At 72.6% G+C, this 15814-nt stretch carries 15 protein-coding genes; 6 read left to right on the top strand and 9 right to left on the bottom strand.

The features are described from left to right. The coding region (gene rfaE2, locus ACWCSD_RS30475) for a D-glycero-beta-D-manno-heptose 1-phosphate adenylyltransferase (protein ID WP_449919932.1) at positions 1 to 878 on the top strand (878 nt) is incomplete at its 5' end. Here rfaE2 and ACWCSD_RS30480 read toward each other — a convergent pair. The 6 genes from ACWCSD_RS30480 to ACWCSD_RS30505 all read right to left on the bottom strand — a co-directional run bounded on the left by ACWCSD_RS30480 (position 850) and on the right by ACWCSD_RS30505 (position 6784). After that, on the bottom strand, positions 850 to 1644 hold the full coding sequence (locus tag ACWCSD_RS30480; RefSeq protein ID WP_449919935.1) for a hydrogenase maturation protease: 795 nt from the start codon (positions 1642 to 1644) through the stop codon (positions 850 to 852). The genes rfaE2 and ACWCSD_RS30480 overlap by 29 nt on opposite strands. Position 1645: 1 nt before the next feature. Continuing rightward, complete coding sequence (locus ACWCSD_RS30485; RefSeq protein WP_397155573.1) at positions 1646 to 2539, bottom strand: hypothetical protein; 894 nt, start codon at positions 2537 to 2539, stop codon at positions 1646 to 1648. Further along, positions 2527 to 2946, bottom strand: a complete 420-nt coding sequence (locus ACWCSD_RS30490) for a hypothetical protein (protein WP_387671383.1) — start codon at positions 2944 to 2946, stop codon at positions 2527 to 2529. Before ACWCSD_RS30490 ends, ACWCSD_RS30485 begins: the two co-directional genes overlap by 13 nt. A 195-nt stretch (positions 2947 to 3141) precedes the next feature. Continuing rightward, on the bottom strand, positions 3142 to 4251 hold the full coding sequence (locus tag ACWCSD_RS30495) for an L-dopachrome tautomerase-related protein (RefSeq protein WP_397155571.1): 1110 nt from the start codon (positions 4249 to 4251) through the stop codon (positions 3142 to 3144). Positions 4252 to 4290: 39 nt separating this feature from the next. Continuing rightward, positions 4291 to 5139: an alpha/beta fold hydrolase gene (locus tag ACWCSD_RS30500; protein WP_449919938.1), complete on the bottom strand. Its 849-nt coding sequence runs from the start codon at positions 5137 to 5139 to the stop codon at positions 4291 to 4293. A 55-nt stretch (positions 5140 to 5194) separates the two neighbouring features. Continuing rightward, positions 5195 to 6784, bottom strand: coding sequence for an IucA/IucC family protein (locus ACWCSD_RS30505; protein ID WP_449919941.1), 1590 nt, complete (start codon positions 6782 to 6784; stop codon positions 5195 to 5197). An 81-nt stretch (positions 6785 to 6865) separates the two neighbouring features. Here ACWCSD_RS30505 and ACWCSD_RS30510 point away from each other — a divergent pair, with 81 nt between their 5' ends. Continuing rightward, positions 6866 to 8467 (top strand): IucA/IucC family protein, encoded by a 1602-nt coding sequence (locus tag ACWCSD_RS30510; protein WP_449919945.1) that lies wholly within the window; start codon positions 6866 to 6868, stop codon positions 8465 to 8467. A gap of 104 nt (positions 8468 to 8571) precedes the next feature. Next, positions 8572 to 9657 carry an STAS domain-containing protein gene (locus tag ACWCSD_RS30515; RefSeq protein ID WP_449919947.1) on the top strand — a complete coding sequence of 362 codons (1086 nt, stop codon included), beginning with the start codon at positions 8572 to 8574 and terminating at the stop codon, positions 9655 to 9657. Here ACWCSD_RS30515 and ACWCSD_RS30520 read toward each other — a convergent pair. Both ACWCSD_RS30520 and ACWCSD_RS30525 read right to left on the bottom strand, forming a co-directional pair. Further along, a complete protein-coding gene (locus ACWCSD_RS30520; RefSeq protein WP_397155561.1) occupies positions 9643 to 10407 on the bottom strand; it encodes an SDR family NAD(P)-dependent oxidoreductase in 765 nt (254 codons plus the stop codon). The genes ACWCSD_RS30515 and ACWCSD_RS30520 overlap by 15 nt on opposite strands. A gap of 224 nt (positions 10408 to 10631) precedes the next feature. Then, positions 10632 to 11609 (bottom strand): endo alpha-1,4 polygalactosaminidase, encoded by a 978-nt coding sequence (locus ACWCSD_RS30525; protein WP_449919951.1) that lies wholly within the window; start codon positions 11607 to 11609, stop codon positions 10632 to 10634. A 160-nt stretch (positions 11610 to 11769) separates the two neighbouring features. Between ACWCSD_RS30525 and ACWCSD_RS30530 the strand changes: the two genes are divergently transcribed. Genes ACWCSD_RS30530 through ACWCSD_RS30540 form a run of 3 tightly spaced genes read left to right on the top strand, consistent with a single transcriptional unit; the run spans position 11770 to position 14785 of the window. Further along, positions 11770 to 13056, top strand: coding sequence for an ABC transporter substrate-binding protein (locus ACWCSD_RS30530; RefSeq protein ID WP_397155557.1), 1287 nt, complete (start codon positions 11770 to 11772; stop codon positions 13054 to 13056). After that, on the top strand, positions 13053 to 13973 hold the full coding sequence (locus ACWCSD_RS30535; RefSeq protein ID WP_397155555.1) for a carbohydrate ABC transporter permease: 921 nt from the start codon (positions 13053 to 13055) through the stop codon (positions 13971 to 13973). The genes ACWCSD_RS30530 and ACWCSD_RS30535 overlap by 4 nt, the downstream gene beginning before the upstream one ends. Continuing rightward, positions 13970 to 14785, top strand: a complete 816-nt coding sequence (locus ACWCSD_RS30540; protein WP_358291701.1) for a carbohydrate ABC transporter permease — start codon at positions 13970 to 13972, stop codon at positions 14783 to 14785. Before ACWCSD_RS30535 ends, ACWCSD_RS30540 begins: the two co-directional genes overlap by 4 nt. Here the strand turns inward: ACWCSD_RS30540 and ACWCSD_RS30545 are convergent. Next, positions 14775 to 15605: an SMP-30/gluconolactonase/LRE family protein gene (locus tag ACWCSD_RS30545; RefSeq protein ID WP_397155553.1), complete on the bottom strand. Its 831-nt coding sequence runs from the start codon at positions 15603 to 15605 to the stop codon at positions 14775 to 14777. The genes ACWCSD_RS30540 and ACWCSD_RS30545 overlap by 11 nt on opposite strands. Between the last annotated feature and the right edge of the window lie 209 nt (positions 15606 to 15814).

Raw genomic sequence — 15814 nt, forward strand, 5'->3', positions numbered from 1 at the left:
ACGCCGCGGCCGACCGGCCGGCGTACCTGATGGCGCGCTCCGCGCAGATCCTGGCCGCCACCGGGGCCGGGATCGTGGTGACCACCCTGGACGGCGAGGGCACGCTGCTGCACCGGGCCGGCTGCCCGCCGTACCGGACCTACGCCCGGCCCGCGCCGCAGCACATGGCGACCGGCGCGGGCGACACCTACACCGCGGCCTTCTCGCTCTGGCTGGCCGCCGGCGCGACCCCGGAGGAGGCCGCCGAGGCGGGCCAGGCCGCGGCCGGGGTGGTCGTACGCCGTTCCGGCACGTCCATCTGCACCCGCTACGAGCTGCTGCGCGCCCTGCGCCGCCAGGAGGGCACCGTGCAGGCGGCCGAGCGCCTGGCCCAGCTCCTGGACGAGCACCGGCGCAGGGGCGAGCGGATCGTGTTCACCAACGGCTGCTTCGACGTGCTGCACCGGGGCCACGTCAGCTACCTGGAGCAGGCCGGGCAGCTCGGGGACGTGCTCGTGGTCGCGGTCAACAGCGACGCCAGCGTCACCCGGCTCAAGGGCCCTGGACGCCCGCTCAACCCGTGCGAGGACCGCATGTCGGTGCTGGCCGCCCTGAACGACGTGGACTACGTGACCGAGTTCGACGAGGACACCCCGGAACGCCTGCTCAGGCTCATCAGGCCGGAGATCTACGTCAAGGGCGGCGACTACACCCCGGAGATGCTGCCGGAGGCGCCGCTGGTGCGCTCGCTCGGCGGCGAGGTGCTGGTGCTGGACTACCTGCCCGACCGCTCGACGACCGCCATCATCGGCCGCATGCGCTCGGTGCCCGGCGCCCCGGACAGTGCCACGCCCGTTCCGCCGGACGGGGTCAGGCCCGTTCCGCCAGCACGTCCATGACCAGCGAGCGCACCATCCGCACCGCCTCCTCGACCGCCCCGCGCACCGGCTCGCTCAGCTCCACCAGCACGTCGTCGGTGACCAGCCGGGCCGGCTCGCAGCACAGCACGAGCACCCGCGCGGGCACCCGGCCGAGCTCGCGCGCCATGCGCAGCACCTTGACCGGGTCGAGGCCGTGACTCTCGGCCGCGATGCCGCCGGGGCCGCCCGGGCCGGGCATGTCCGGTGCGAGCATGTCCGGTTCGAGCAGGGTGAGCGTGCCCGGCGGCTCGCCGCGCGGCGCGGCGTCCACGAGGATCGCGGCCTCGTAGTCGCGCTGGAGCGCGTAGGCCAGGTCGAGGCCGCGGCTGCCGAAGTCGAGCACGTCGGCGGGCAGGTCGTCGTCGGCCAGGCGGCGCACGACCTCGACGCCGAAGCCGTCGTCGCCGAGGAAGACGTTGCCGATCCCGGCCACCAGGACGCGCGGGCGGCAGCCCCCTCCGACGGGTTCGAGCTCCTCGGCCGAGTAGAAGAACCGGTGGCACGGCAGCCTGGACTCGCCCAGGTCGCGCAGCGGGTCGCCGGCGAGCGTGACGCCGACGTGGAAGCCGCCGACGTCGTCCCGCTCGACGCTCTCGATGACCGCCAGGCGGCCGTCGAGCGCGAGGTCGAGGATGTCGGCGCGGCTCTTCGGGCGCAGGCGCACCCGGCTGCCCGGGGCCAGCCGCACGCCGTCGACGATCGCCTCGGCCGGGGCCGGCCGTTCCGTCGGGTACCGAGTGTCCATGTCACGTCTCCCGCATGGTGCCGTGCAGGCGCATGAGCTCTTCCGGGGTGAGCGCGGCGCAGTGGTCGAGGAGCTGGTCGATCTCCGTGGCGTCGAACGTGCCGCTCTGAGGCGCGACCTTGGGATGGTCGTAGAGGATGACCGGGGCCGACAACATCGTGTGCCGGTCGCCTTCCTCGCCCACCAGCACCGGCCAGGTGCCGATGTTGTGGCAGCCCGCGGCGAGCGCGCGCAGCCCGTCGGGCGGCTCCGTCAGCGAGACGAACCGGCCGCCCGGCGAGCTCACGACCGTGTGCGCGGAGATCAGGGTGTGCTTCATGGCCTCCGCGCGCGAGTCGCCCTGCCACGGGCTGGTGTTCGCCACCCGGACGGTGAGCCGGAACAGTCCCTCGCGCAGCCGCTCGGCGAACACCTCGGCCCGGCCGCTCAGCGCCTCCCAGCCGCGCAGCAGCACGCCCTCGCCGTCGAGCCATTCGGCCCGCTGGCCCGGCGGCACGTGGATCTCCATGCCGGTCGGGCAGGCCAGCAGGTCGGCCAGGCGCAGCCCGGTCTCGGCCACCTCGCGCTCCTTGGCCTCCTCCCTGGGCAGGTGGCGGGCGCCGCCGACGGTCAGCTCGGGCACGCGGACCAGCTCGCCCTCGCGCCGCACGGCCACCTCGCAGGTGACCAGGTGCAGGAAGCGCACGTGCACGTCCACGACGTCGTCGCCGCCGGCCTCCAGCAGGCACTGGGTCTGGGTCAGCCACGGGTTGCCCTCGTGCGCCCGGCCGTAGGACTCGGGGTGCACGCCGCCGAAGTTCCAGCGCCGCCGGTCGGGCGGGGCGGAGTGGCGGCTGGGCCACAGCAGGTGGCCCCCGTAGAGGACGGCGCGGGCGATGCGCCTCACGTGGTCCATCTGCCGGCCCCCACGCCGGGCGCCGACCGGACGATCTCGACCTGCTCGACCTCGGGGGCCGCGTCGCGCACGGCCCGGCGCACCGCGTCCGCCGAGTTCCCGTCGTCGTCCGGGAGCCGCAGGCGTACCAGGTCACCCTCGACGGCGATCACCTCGGCGGCGGTGCCGCGCAGCGCGTCCTCGACCCGGGTCCGCACGTCGATCGGGTGGAGGTCGTGCAGCAGCAGCAGGTGCGCGACCACGTCGTCGGCGGCCAGCCGGGCGGCCAGGTCGTCGTCGGCCGCGGCCATGATCCGCGTCAGGCCCTCGCCGTAGAGGTCGAGCAGGGCCTGGGCCAGCTCGACGGCGGGCGGTTCGGCCCGTTCGAGCAGGCTCTCGATCCTGCCGATGCGTGCGTTCAGCGACATGACGCCCCCAGGACGGTCACGCCGTCAGGAAACCAGTCGTATTTAGCGGCATTCATCGGCCTTAAGCCCCCCAAGTGGCCATTGCAGAGGTTCAGCCATGGCGTCGTTCGGTATCCGATCAGTACCTCTACGTAGCGGGCATACCGCGTCGACGAAGGCGGCAAACCATGACCCAGACCCTGCGCGCCCGCGGTGCTAGACCAGACGGACCGGTCCGGCGTCGATCGGCACCCGGAACAGCGCGTACGGGTACCGCCGCCGGTCCTGCCCCTCCTGGAACCTGGCCTGCCGGTGCAGCTGGTTGGCGGTCACGTACAGGTGGCCGTCGGCCACCGACAGCGTGTCCGGCCACAGCAGGCGGGCGTCGTGCACCAGGGTGTCGATCGTGCCGTCGGGCGTCCGGCGCAGCACCGCGTTGTGCTCCCAGTCGGTCAGGTAGATGCGCCCGGCGTCGTCGGCCTCCAGGCCGTCGGCCGAGCCGCCCTTGTCGCCCTCGTCCCTGACCGTCGCCGCCACTTCGGCGTCGTCCAGCGTGCGATCGACCAGGGCGTCCGTGGACACGCTGTACCAGCGGCGGGAGAGCAGCGGGCAGTACCAGAGCCGCTCGCCGCCGGCCGGGAGCGCGATGCCGTCCGAGCCCATCAGGACGGGCGACGGCGGCCCGTCCTGCGGCCGTTCCATGAACGGCCGGCCCTCCACGACCGGCACGAAGTCCGGCGGCCGCGCCGCCTTGGTGCTCGGGTGGTCGTGCAGCCGGCGCCACGCCTGCCCGCTGGCCAGATCGACCACGATGATCCCGTTGGGCCCCTTGTCGGCGGAGTCGGTGAGGTAGGCGACCCCTTTGCGCAGGTCGAACCGCACGTCGTTGAGATAGGACGTCTCCAGGGCGACACCGCGGTCGAACATGATGACCTTGACCACGGTGTCGGTCTCCAGATCCACGCAGACGAGCTTGGGGCCGCCCTTCCTGGTGGGCCGGAACATCGGGCTGCCGGTGTCGAGGATCCACAGCCGGTCCAGGGGATCGACGACCACGCTCTGCACCGAGACCAGCCACTTCGACGGCTCGTCGGCCTCGGTGTTCCACTCCTGGTCGGGATAGGGGACGGCCTTGCCGTCCCGCAGCTCGACCACGGTCGCCGGAACGTCGTCACCCCATTTGGGGAAGTTCACGAATATCCGGCCGGCACGGGAGACCGTGACGCCGGTCGGCATCGGGCCGGACTCGAAGGCGTGCACGAGTTCCAGCTTCCCGATGGGCTGATCGACCGGCTGAACGCCGTCGCGGCCGTTCCCCTTCGCCATGGTCCCCCCGTTCCCCGATCCGCCGGGCATCTGCCCAGCTCAGGCCGGGAGAAACAGCGCCCTCTCCAGCCAGGGCCGCAGGACGGGCAGCACGTTCGCGGCCTGCATGGCCCCGGCGTGGTCGAGCCCGTCGAGCACCTCGACGTCCCAGCCCAGCGCTTCGATGGCGGCCCGCTCGCGGAGCACCGGGCCGGCGATGCTGACGTGGGCGCCGCCCCACCGCTCGTCGTAGACGATCTCGTCGGCGGAGCCGACGAAGCACAGGCGGGGGCAGGACAGGCGCACCTGGCTGTCGTCGAACCCGCGCAGCGCCCGGTACAGGGTGGCGAACTGCCTGGCCTGGCCCTCGCTCAGCGTCACCTCGGTCGAGGACCAGTCACCCGGCTCGCCCGTCCCCGTGGCCGGCGGCGTGGCGGTCTTCGGCGCGACGGCCATCCGGTACGTGGCCTCGGTGACCTGCAGCATCTCGGCGTAGGGCCCGCCGAGCGGCGGGTAGCCGCCCATGACCAGCGCCGAGAGCCGGTCGGTGCGCAGGGCGAGCTGGAGCCCGCTGAGCGCCAGCCAGGAGTAGCCGTAGTAGGCGAACCGGTCGGCCCCTGCCGCGTCGGCCACCGCCAGCATGTCGGCCGCCACGTTGTCGGGGGTGAGCGTGTCCGGCTTGGGATGGGCGAGGACGTGGCCCTCGTAGTCGAAGGCCACGACGCGGAAGCCGTCGGACAGGCCGTCGATGAGCGAGCGGCCGAGCGCGGGGTCGGCCCCCCACTTCCGCATCTCCTCGGCCGCCTCGCCCTCGATCGGCTTGGGGTTGACGGCCAGGAGCAGGACCGGGCCCGAGCCGTGGACCTCTGTCTCGATGGTGCTTCCGTCGTGCAGCGTCGCCGTGGTCACCGGGAGCCTCCGTGAATTCGATACGCCGTAAATTATTGGCCTCGGCGAGGATAGCTTATGGCGTAAAGAGTCGCAAAGGGCTGGGCATGGGCACGCAGCGCATGTCGGCGCCGTCCGCCTCCAGCCAGCGCAGCAGCAGGTTGGCCTTGGCGGGCACGTACGCGCCGGCGAGCAGCGCGCGCAGCTCCTCGGGCTCGCCGTGGTCCTCGGCGCAGCCGGCGAACACCGATCTCGCCTCGGCCCACAGCTCGGCCCGCAGCTCCGGGTGCCGCTCGGCCACGGCTCCGGCGATCTCGCAGAGGTTGTTGACGACCAGGCAGTACAGCAGCCGTTCCCAGCCGTAGGCGGGGCTCACGACGGGCGTGCGGGCGCCGGGCAGGCTGTGGCGGTCCGCGGTCAGCTTGACGCCCTCGTGGTCGCGGAAGATCGCCTGGCCGGGCAGGCCCCGCCCGTCCACGCCGATGAGCACGTTCTGCAGATGACATTCGAGCACCACGCCGTGGCGGAAGTAGGCGTGCAGCACCGGCGGCACGACGTGGTCGAGGTAGCGCCGCCACCACCCGAGCGCCTGGCCGGCGTCGAGGCCGTCCAGCGGGTTGCCGGGGAAGCCCTCGCTGACCCCGGCGGCCAGCAGCGCCGTCAGCCCCGGCCGCAGGTGCCCGCCCAGCCCGTCGCGGACGATCACCGCCAGCCCCTCGCCGCCGTCCCCGTCCAGCTCCAGACTGCGGTAGCCGCGGTCGCCGAGGACGGCGGGCCGCGGCCGGTGCGCGGGCAGGTCGTCGAACGCCACGCCCAGCAGGTCGTCGATCAGGCCCAGCCAGCGCAGGTCGTGCAGCCATAGGCGGCGGATGTCGTTGGTGATCCGCACGTCCAGGCTGAACTTGCAGAACAGGTCCGCCTCCGGCAGGTACACCGTGCGGATCGAGGCCGTCGCCACCGCCCGCGCGGGCGTGACGCCGAGGTGGCGCAGCTCCTTCAGCCCGCCCAGCAGCTCCACCTGCCAGGGGTGGGCGGGCAGCAGCGTCAGGCCGTCGGGTGCGGGCGGGCCGAGCCGGTCGAGCGCGCTCGCGTCGCCCTGCTCGACCAGCGCCTCGGCGGGCACCCCCAGCAGCGGCAGCGCGAAGCTCGCGCGCGCCTCCGGCGAGTAGGGCAGCCAGGCGTCCGGGCCCGATCCGCCGCGCGCCTTGGGGGCCGGGTGGTAGCGGTGACCGGCGACGAGCGCCTGCTCCGAGCGCAGGTACAGGTCGGCGGGCGGGGTGGTGGCGCGCCGGGCCGACAGCAGCGCGGCCATGACGTCCCGGCTCTCCATGATCTCCTTGGCCAGGGACGGGTTGGCGTGGCCGGTGCGCGTGCGCAGCTCGTCCTCGGTGAGCGCCACCAGGCCGGCCAGGGAGAGCGGGCGCGGGCCGTCGGGGGTGCGCAGGGCCGGGGCGCCCGGGTACCGTCCGGGGCGGACGTGCAGGACCTGCCCGGTCGCGGGCAGCAGCCACACGCCGTCCTCGGCGGCCGCGGGTTCGGCCACCTCGCGGAGCAGGCAGTTGAGCAGGGCCGTCACCGCGAGGGCCGTGGCCCCGTCCGCGGCCTGGTGGTCTTGCGCCTCGGGTGCCGGACCGGCCGGTGGGAGGAGGCCGTCGATATATGCCATGGCGACCTGTCCTACCCTTTTGTACCGATCAGTGTCCACAGGGTTCTCACCTGGGCATGTTCCTGTTGACGGGGGGGGTTCATGCGGCATTCTGCGGCGCGGTTCGCGAGGGAGCTGGCCGCCGTGCGCCCGGACCTCACGCCCGGCTACGCCGCGGCCCTGCCGGGGGCCCGGGCCGCCGTCATGGGACGGCTGTGGCGGGGCCTGCTCTGCGAGCCTCTGCCCGGTCTCGCCGAGCCCGTCGCCGTGGGCGGCGACCTGTGCGTACGGCTCTCGGACGGGCGCGAGCTGACCGGGCGGGCCCGGCTGCCCTACGACCTGGCCGACGAGCCGGTGCTGCGGCTGGACGGCGTCCCGTACCCGGACCCGGCCGAGCTGCTGGCGGCGCTCGGCCTGCCCGGCGCGCAGGGGCTGGTCGCCGACCTGGACAACAGCGTCGCCTCCCTGGCGTTGTCCCGGGCGGGCGCGGCCTCCCCGCTGCGCGAGCCGGGCCCCGAACGGTACGAGCAGAGCGTGGTCGACGGCCATCCCTACCATCCGGGCTGCCGCAACCGGCCGGGGGTGTCGGTGGCCGAGCAACTGGCGTACATGCCGGAGCACCGGCCCGTCGTCGCGCTCGACCTGGTCGCGGTGCCCGCCGCCGAATGCCTGGTCACCGGGCCGTGGCCGGGCTCGCTCATGGACGGCGACCGGCTGCTGCTGCCCGTCCACCCCTGGCAGACCCGGCACGTGCTGGCCGGGCTGGGGGTGCGCCCGTACGCGATCGGGGCGTTGCCGTGCCATCCGCTGATGTCCGTACGGACCCTCGCGCCCCTGGACGGCGGCCCGCACCTCAAGACGGCGTTCACCACCAGGATGACCTCCGGCGTGAGGGACATCTCCCCCGGCTCGGTACGCGACTGCGTCCCCCTGTCGGACCTGCTCACCGCCCTGTCGGCGCGGCTCGGCGGCCGTCCGCGCATCGCCCGCTACCTGTCCGGGGCCGCGGGGGCCGTGCGCGGCGAGCACACCGCCGACCTGTCCGTCATGCTGCGCGATCCGACGCCCCGCGTGCCCGGCCACACCGTGCTGCCCGTCGCCGCCCTCACCGCCCCAGCCCAGTGGGACGCGCCGCGTGGCGAGGAGGCCGGCGAGTGGCTGGCGGCCTTCGCCGGCGTGGCGACGGCGGCGGCGCTCGGCCTGCTGGCCCTCGGGGTCGCGCTGGAGGCCCACGGCCAGAACCTGCTGGTCGTGCTGGACCGGCGGGGCCGTCCGGTCGAGCTGGTCTACCGCGACCTGGCCGACGTCCGGATCAGCCCGGCCCGGCTGGCCCGCAACGGCTTCGATACGCCGCCGGTCAGCCCCCGGCTGCTCAGCGACGACCCCGGCGTCCTGCATGCCAAGCTGTTCGGCTCGCTCGTCGGCACCACGTTCGGCAGTCTGGTCTCCCTGCTGGGAGAGGGCGACCGTGCCGCCGAGTCACGTCTGTGGGCCGTCGTGGCGGGGGCCGCGCGGCGGGCATTCGACGCGCTCCCCGACACCGCCGACGTGCGCGCCGACCGCGCGGCCCTGTTCGGCGAGCGGATCCGGGTGAAGGCCCACCTGCTCGCCCAGCTCGCGGGCGCCCCGCCCGGCGACAGCTGGACGACGCTGCCCAACCCCCTCACCCAGGGGGCCTCCTGGACCCTCGCTCACGCACGGTGAGCGCCTGGCTCTTTTCCCGCAGGAGGAGGAGTATGGGGCATGCAGCCGGACCCTGCTGCGCGTCGATCTTCGATCACGCAGAGTTCAGGGAAGGAGCGAATCCGATGATGCAGCTCTCAGTACGGCTCGTGCCCGTGGGCGACACCACCCTGGTGGTCGCCCTGGCGGGCGAGCTCGACTCGACGACCAGCCCCATCCTGGCCGCCTTCCTCGACCCCCTGCCGCGCTCGCGGGTGAAACACGTGATCGTCGCGGCGGGCGACCTCTGGTTCTGCGACCTGAACGGCCTCGAACAGCTCGCGATCACCCACCGGGCCATGCAGGAGAAGGGCGGCCACCTGGCCGTCGCCGAGGCCCAGCCCGCGCTGTGCCGCCTCATCGCGCTCATGACCGAGCACGGCGGCACCGCGATCCCCCTGTTCAGCACGATGCCCGACGCCCTGGCCGGGACCGGCGTCGAGATCTACGAGCAGACCGGCCCGCCCAGGCCGGTCAGCCGCCACCTGGCCTGCTTCCGCCGGGCCCGCGACCCCCGCTCCGAGCAGCACCACGGCACCCGCCGGCTCCGGCCGCAACGGGACGAGACGCCCATCACCCCCGACCGCCAGGAGAACCTGCCGCCGCCCGGCCGCTGGTCCGTGATCGTCGGCCGGCTGCGCTCGGCCAACGCCGACCTGCAACGCGCGAACGACGAGCTGCGCTCGGCCAACGCCGAGCTGCGCCACGCCAACGACGCGCTCACCGCCCGCGCCGCCGAGCTGCGCCGGGCCAACGACGCGCTGGTCGCCCGCACGGCCGAGCTCGACGAGGTCGGCCGGATCACCGCCTCGCTGGTCCACGGGCTGGGCGACGCGGCGGTGGTGCTCGACGCCGACATGCGGGTGCTCATCTGGGGGGCGGGGGCCGAGGAGTTGTGGGGGGTGCGGGCCGGGGAGGCGGTGGGCCGTCCGCTGGCCTCGCTGGGCACGGGGTTGCCGGTGGAGCGGATCGTCCCGCTCGTGCGCGACGCGCCGGCCGGGGGCACGGCCAGGTCCGGAGCCAGGAGGGTCGCGCTCGACGTGGTCAACGGCCGGGGCCGGCCGACGCGGCTCACCGTCGAGCTGTCCCGCCTGCGTCCCGGCGACGACTCCGGGCACGGCCTGATCATCGCCATGAAGGTGCCGCGCCCCGGCGACTCACATGATCGCTAGCTGACCGCCGTCGATCACCAGTTCGGTGCCGTGGACGAACGCGGCGTCGTCCGAGGCGAGGAAGGCGTAGGCGGCGGCGACCTCCTCGGCGAGCCCGGCGCGGCCCAGCGGGATGTGGTCGCGTTCGTAGGCGGAGACGAAGTCGTCGGCGAGCCCCGACGAGATCGAGGCGTTCAGCGGGGTGCGGATGTAGCCGGGGCACAGGGCGTTGACCCGGATGCCGTGCCTGCCGAGCTCGACGGCCATGGTCCTGGTCAGCAGCAGCACGCCGCCCTTGGAGGCGTTGTAGTGGGCGTAGTCGGCCTCGCCGCCGAGGCCGTTGGTCGAGGACATGTTGAGTATCACGCCGCCCGTCCCCCGGTCCACCAGGTGGCGGGCGACGGTCTGGGCCATCAGGAACATGCCGCGCAGGTTCACCGAGATGATCCGGTCCCAGTGGGCGGGGGTGATCTCCAGGAACGGCTCCCGCCAGGCCGTTCCGGCGTTGTTGATCAGCACGTCCACGCCGCCCATGGCCTCGATCGCGGCCGCGACCAGCCGTGCGACGTCGTCCTCCGAGCTGACGTCGCCGGTCAGCCCGCCCACCTCGCCGAGCGGCGCGAGCTCGGCGACGGTGCGTTCGACCTCGTCGCCGTCCAGCCCGGTGAGCACCACCCGGGAGCCCTCCTCCAGGAACCTGCGGGCGGTGGCGGCTCCGATGCCGCTGCTGCCCCCGCTGATCAGCACCCGCTTCCCGGCCAGTCCGCGCATGACGCCGTCCTTCCTCAACGCACCGCGCCGCGTGCCGCGACGCGCAGACCTGTGGTGACCTGCCCGCTGGATCACCGATTCCGTATCCTGCACTGATGTTCCGTTATACGGAACCCGAGGGCAGTGTCGGAGCACATTCTGTGACGACATCAGGTGGGGTGTCACTGCCGGACGACCATGACACCCCCACCGAGGTACCTAGCCCGTGACGGGCGGAACCCCTGTCACTTGCACGGCTTGTACGGCGTGTCCTTCAGCGAGTAGTCCACGGCCTTCTTGATCGCGTTGATGCCGAGCTTGGCCGCCTTGGGACAGAAGGCCGACGGCGCCGTCTCGTACTCGACCTGGAACACCGGCTTGCCCGCCTTGACGAAGACGCTCAACTGGCCGCACTCGTCGTACTGGAAGCACTCCTCGTTGACGGCGTAGTCGAAGCTGGACACCAGCTCGGCCGCCTGGCTGAGGTCGTTCTTGAGCGCCGCGGACAGGCCCTTGCGGTGGGCCAGGTCGGCCAGCGCCTTGTTGTAGACGAGCTGGGTGGCGGGGCTGACGGTCCAGCCGGTGACCGACTTGCCCTCTTCGTGGGCGTTGACGACGTCGAACTCGATCCCGTCGAAGCCGGCCTGGACGCACTTGTCGACCCGGGCCTCCATCATCTTCAGCAGGAAGTCCCGCTGGCCCTGGTCGTTGTTGATGTTGGCCCAGCGCTCGTTGGGGAACTCCGCGCTGAACGGCTTGCCGAGCAGGGAGTTGCCGTGGCTCTTGTGCCAGGCGACGAACTGCTGGTAGTCGGGCCGGTACTCCTCGATCGAGCCGGCGTCGACGTAGCAGACGGCCTTCGCGCCGCGGGCGTGGACGGCCTTCACCGCCGCGGTGTTGAGCGTGGTGTTGTTGCCCACCACGTCGCCGTCGGCGTAGAGGTCGATGTCGAACACCACCGGCCGGACGCAGGCGCCGCCCGACTGGGGGACCACGCAGATGTCGACGTTGACGCCGCCGGTGGCGGCGTACTTAGCGTTGCCCTGGAGCTGGTACTGCCAGCGGCTCTGCAGCGGCGGCCGCCACACCCCCGCCTGCGCTGTCTGCGCCGCCTGCCCCGCCTGCGCCGTCTGGGCCGCCTGAGCCGTGGCCGGTGCGGCGAGCGCCGCGAGCGGCGCGCAGCTCAGGGCCGCGACCGCGGCCAGCCGGGCTAAGAGAGTCATGGTTCGCACGTTCGCGCCCCTCATTCCGTCTGGTGGAACTCTAGTCTGCATCGTGGATGCGTGACTATACTCGCCGCACGCAGCGGGCCGCCACGCCCGCCGTGCTCTGTGGAGGGAACCCCATGGCACGACTCATTCACCACATCCGCGAGACCGCCCGATGAGGCCCCGTACGACGCTGGCCGTCGTCGCCCTGGCTCTGGCCGCGGCGAGCTGCGGAGGCGGCGGACAGGAACGGGCGGACGGCCCGGTCGAGATCACCATCTGGCACGGCCAGGAGGACACCTCGGCGAAGTCGATCGAGAAACTGGTCGCCCGGTTCAACCAGAGTCACCCCGACGTCAAGGTCAGCACCGAGTCCGGCGGCGCGACCGCAGACGGCATGCTACCCAAGATCACTGCCGCGCTCACCTCGGACGCCTACCCCGACATCGCCTACCTGTACGGCTCCTGGGCCCCCAACGTGGCCAGGAACCCCAAGACCGCCGACCTCACGTCCCTGGTCAAGGACCCGGCCGTCGGCTGGGACGACTTCTGGGCCAACGAGCGCGAGGCGGTCACCGTCCAGGGCAAGGTCATCGGCTTCCCCGCCGTCGTGGACAACATGGTGGTCCTCTACAACAAGAAGCTGCTGGCCAAGGCGGGCGTCAAGGCCCCCGGCCCCGACTGGACCTGGGACGACTTCCGCGACATCGCCAGGAAGACCACCGACGCGCGGAAGGGCGTCTTCGGCACGACCTGGGCGATCAGCGGCGGCGAGGAGGCCGTCTGGGGGCTCTGGCCGCTGCTGTGGCAGGCGGGCGGCGACATCCTCACCCCCGACCACAAGAAGTCGGCGTTCAACTCCGCGGCCGGGCAGCAGGCGCTCGGCCTGGTCCGGAGCATGGCCGTGGACGACAAGTCGGTCTACCTCGACTCCAGCCCCGCCGAGAAGGGCCAGAAGCTGTTCGAGTCCGGACGGCTGGCCATGTTCCTGTCCGGCCCCTGGGTCCTGCCCGACCTCCAGGCGGCCAAGGTCGACTACGGCGTCGCGCGGCTGCCCGGCACCAACGGCAACCACGAGACCGTCTCCGGCCCGGACAACTGGGTGGTGTTCGAGCACGACGAGCGCCGCGTCAAGGCGGCGACCACGTTCCTGAGCTGGCTGACGGCCGCGGAGCAGCAGCTCGTGTGGATGAGCGACACGGGCTCGCTGCCCATCAGGGAGTCGATCACCAAGCTGTCCGGTTACCAGGACTATCTGCAGAAATATCCGGGCATCGAGGTGATCTCCGAGAACCTGGCCAACGCCAAGCGGGTCCGGCCGCCCACCACCAGGTACCCCCGCGTGTCGTCCTTCGTCGCCGAGGCCATCGCGCAGGCGCTGCTGGGCAAGGCCGACGCCAAGACCGCCCTGGACGAGGCCGCGGCCAGGTCCGACGCGGTGCTGGCGGTGCCGGGCTCATGAGCAGCGCCGCCGTCGACGCGCCCGCCGCCCGGCACGCCAGGAAGACGCGCGGGCTCGGCGACCACGTCGCGGGCTGGTCGTTCGCGGGCCCCGCCACGCTGATCATCCTCGGGTTCGCGCTGGTGCCGATGGCGTGGGCGCTGGCGCTGTCGTTCACCGACTCCGACCTGATGAAGACGCCCGAGAACGTCGGCCTGGACAACTACCGGGCGCTGTTCCAGGACCCGGTGTTCTTCCAGGCGGTGCGCAACACCGGGCTGCTGCTGGTGCTCTACATCCCCGCCTCGCTGGTCTTCGGCCTGGTGGTGGCGGTGCTGCTGAACAGGAAGGTGCGCGGGATCGGCTTCTACCGGACCGCCTTCCTGGTTCCGTACGTGGCCTCGGCCACCTCGGCCGGCCTGCTCATGGGCTACATCTTCGACCGCGACTTCGGCCTGATGAACGGTGTGCTCGGCCGGCTCGGCCTGCCGCTCCAGGGCTTCCTGAGCAGCCCGTCACAGGCCATGTACGTGCTCACGCTGATCTTCTTCTGGACCCGGTTCGGCTTCGCGGTGGTGATCTACCTGGCGGCCATCCAGGAGATCGACAAGGCGGTGCTGGAGGCGGCCGCCATCGACGGCGCGGGCCGGTGGGCCACGTTCCGGCACATCATCGTCCCGTCCGTACGGCCGATCACGGTCTTCCTCGCGGTCTGGGGCGTGATCGACGCGCTGCAGTTCTTCGACCTCGTCATGACCACCACCCAGGGCGGCCCGGCCAGCGCGACCGTGACCATCGTCTACTACGTCTGGCAGCTCGCCTTCCGCTACTCGGCCGCCGGGTACGGCGCGGCCGTGGCGTACACGCTGTTCGCCGGGACGCTGCTGCTGATCGTCGCGGGCCTGGTGGTCGCGCGGCGGAGAGGGGCCGTGCGATGAGGCGACGCCTGCCCAGCAAGTGGCACCTGGTGCTCGCGCCGATGTCGGTGGTGACGCTGCTGCCGTTCGTGTGGCTGGTGCTCAGCTCGGTCATGACGCAGGCCGAGCTGAACAGGTTCCCGCCGCCGATCCTGCCGGAGGGCATCGACCTCGGCGGCTACCGCACGGTCATGGAGCGCTCCGAGTTCCCCCGCTGGTTCCTCAACAGCGTGCTGGTGTCGAGCGCCATCGTGGCGGCCCAGGTCGTGCTCTGCAGCATGGCCGGGTACGCCTTCGCCCGGATCCGGTTCATCGGCTCCCGGCTGACGCTGGTCCTGATCATCGCGACCGCGCTGATCCCGTTCCAGCTCACCGTGATCCCGACGTTCCTGATGTTCAGCCAGGCCGGGCTGGTGGACACGCTCGGGGCGCTGGTCATCCCGCAGCTCAGCTCGTCGGTCGGGATCTATCTGATGACGTCGTTCTTCCAGTCCTTCCCGAGGGAGCTGGAGGAGGCGGCGCGGATCGACGGGTGCTCGCGGGTCGCGCTGTTCTTCCGGGTGGTGCTGCCGGTCGCCAAACCGGCGCTGGCGGCGCTCGCCGTGATCACGTTCATCACGGCCTGGAACGACCTCTTCTGGCCGCTGGTGGTGATCAACTCCGAGGCGAACTACACCGTGCAGGCCGGGCTGACCACGTTCCAGGGCCAGCACCGGGCCGACTGGCCCGCGATCATGGCGGGCACGGTGCTGACCACGCTGCCGGTGCTGGCCGTGTTCCTGTTCGGCCAGCGCCGCTTCGTGCAGGCGCTGACCGGGGCGGTCAAGGGGTGAGGCCGCGGTAGGGGTTGGCGGGCAGGCCGGTGTGGGGGGTGCGGCAGCGCCACAGCTCCCCACCGGCGCCGCCGTCCCAGGCGGTGGTCACGTACAGCACGTCGAGGTCGGGGCCGCCGAAGGCGCAGCTCGTCACGTTGGCCGCGGGGACCTCCACGGTGAGGTCCGTACGCCCGTCCGGCCGCAGCCGCACGACCGCCGCGCCGCCCCACAGCGCGACCCACACGTGGCCGGCGGCGTCCACGGTCAGGCCGTCGGGGCTCGGGAGTGCGGCGAACTCCCGGCGGCCGTCGAGCGTGCCGGTCGCCGGGTCGTAGTCGAAGACGTCGATCCGGTCGGTCGCGGTGTCCACGTAGTACATCAGGCGTTCGTCGGGGCTCCAGCCGACGCCGTTCGAGATCGTGACGCCGTCCAGCACCTTGTCGCACGTGCGGTCCTGGGCCAGGCGGTAGAGCGAGCCCGCGCCGGGGGTGTCGTCCTCGGCCTTGGTGCCGGCGAAGAAGCGGCCCGCGCGGTCGCAGGCGCCGTCGTTCATCCGGTTGCCCTCGGGCTCGGGCGGCCGGGCGACCAGTTCGGTGCGGCCGTCCGCGTGGCGGGCGAAGCCGTCCCTGAGTGCCAGCATGAGGCCGCCGGAGGCGTGCGGCACGGCGACGCCGACCGGCCGGCCCAGCTCGATGGTCTCCCGCTCGTCGCCGGCCGGGTCGAGCCGGTGGACGTGGCCGGCGGGGATGTCGACCCACAGCAGGGTGCCCGTGGCGGCGTCCCACCTCGGGCCCTCCGCGAGGGCGGCACGGGGGACGGGGACCTTCTCCAGCTTCATGCCCATGTGTCCTTTGGTCCGTGATACGGAACGCTGTTCCGCGTTCTTTCCGACCGTAGCCGGTTGAGGTCCCTTTGGGGAGAGGGGGAGGAGCCGGCGCCACCGCCCGATGCGGGGGCGCGTGTCCCGCACAGCCGGGCGTTCCACCGTTCCCGCGCACCCCGCACAGCCGGGCGGTCTACCGTTCCAGCGCGCCCCGGACGGCGGAG

Source organism: Nonomuraea sp. NPDC001684 (genome assembly GCF_053596515.1).

Coding starts and splice junctions, on each gene's coding strand:
- ACWCSD_RS30490 (WP_387671383.1), bottom strand. CDS start 2,946: ATGTCGCTGAACGCACGCATCGGCAGGATCGAGAGCCTGCTCGAACGG.
- ACWCSD_RS30520 (WP_397155561.1), bottom strand. CDS start 10,407: ATGCGCGGACTGGCCGGGAAGCGGGTGCTGATCAGCGGGGGCAGCAGC.
- ACWCSD_RS30495 (WP_397155571.1), bottom strand. CDS start 4,251: ATGGCGAAGGGGAACGGCCGCGACGGCGTTCAGCCGGTCGATCAGCCC.
- ACWCSD_RS30505 (WP_449919941.1), bottom strand. CDS start 6,784: ATGGCATATATCGACGGCCTCCTCCCACCGGCCGGTCCGGCACCCGAG.
- ACWCSD_RS30485 (WP_397155573.1), bottom strand. CDS start 2,539: ATGGACCACGTGAGGCGCATCGCCCGCGCCGTCCTCTACGGGGGCCAC.
- ACWCSD_RS30535 (WP_397155555.1), top strand. CDS start 13,053: ATGAGCAGCGCCGCCGTCGACGCGCCCGCCGCCCGGCACGCCAGGAAG.
- ACWCSD_RS30480 (WP_449919935.1), bottom strand. CDS start 1,644: ATGGACACTCGGTACCCGACGGAACGGCCGGCCCCGGCCGAGGCGATC.
- ACWCSD_RS30510 (WP_449919945.1), top strand. CDS start 6,866: ATGCGGCATTCTGCGGCGCGGTTCGCGAGGGAGCTGGCCGCCGTGCGC.
- ACWCSD_RS30525 (WP_449919951.1), bottom strand. CDS start 11,609: ATGACTCTCTTAGCCCGGCTGGCCGCGGTCGCGGCCCTGAGCTGCGCG.
- ACWCSD_RS30515 (WP_449919947.1), top strand. CDS start 8,572: ATGATGCAGCTCTCAGTACGGCTCGTGCCCGTGGGCGACACCACCCTG.
- ACWCSD_RS30530 (WP_397155557.1), top strand. CDS start 11,770: ATGAGGCCCCGTACGACGCTGGCCGTCGTCGCCCTGGCTCTGGCCGCG.
- ACWCSD_RS30540 (WP_358291701.1), top strand. CDS start 13,970: ATGAGGCGACGCCTGCCCAGCAAGTGGCACCTGGTGCTCGCGCCGATG.
- ACWCSD_RS30545 (WP_397155553.1), bottom strand. CDS start 15,605: ATGAAGCTGGAGAAGGTCCCCGTCCCCCGTGCCGCCCTCGCGGAGGGC.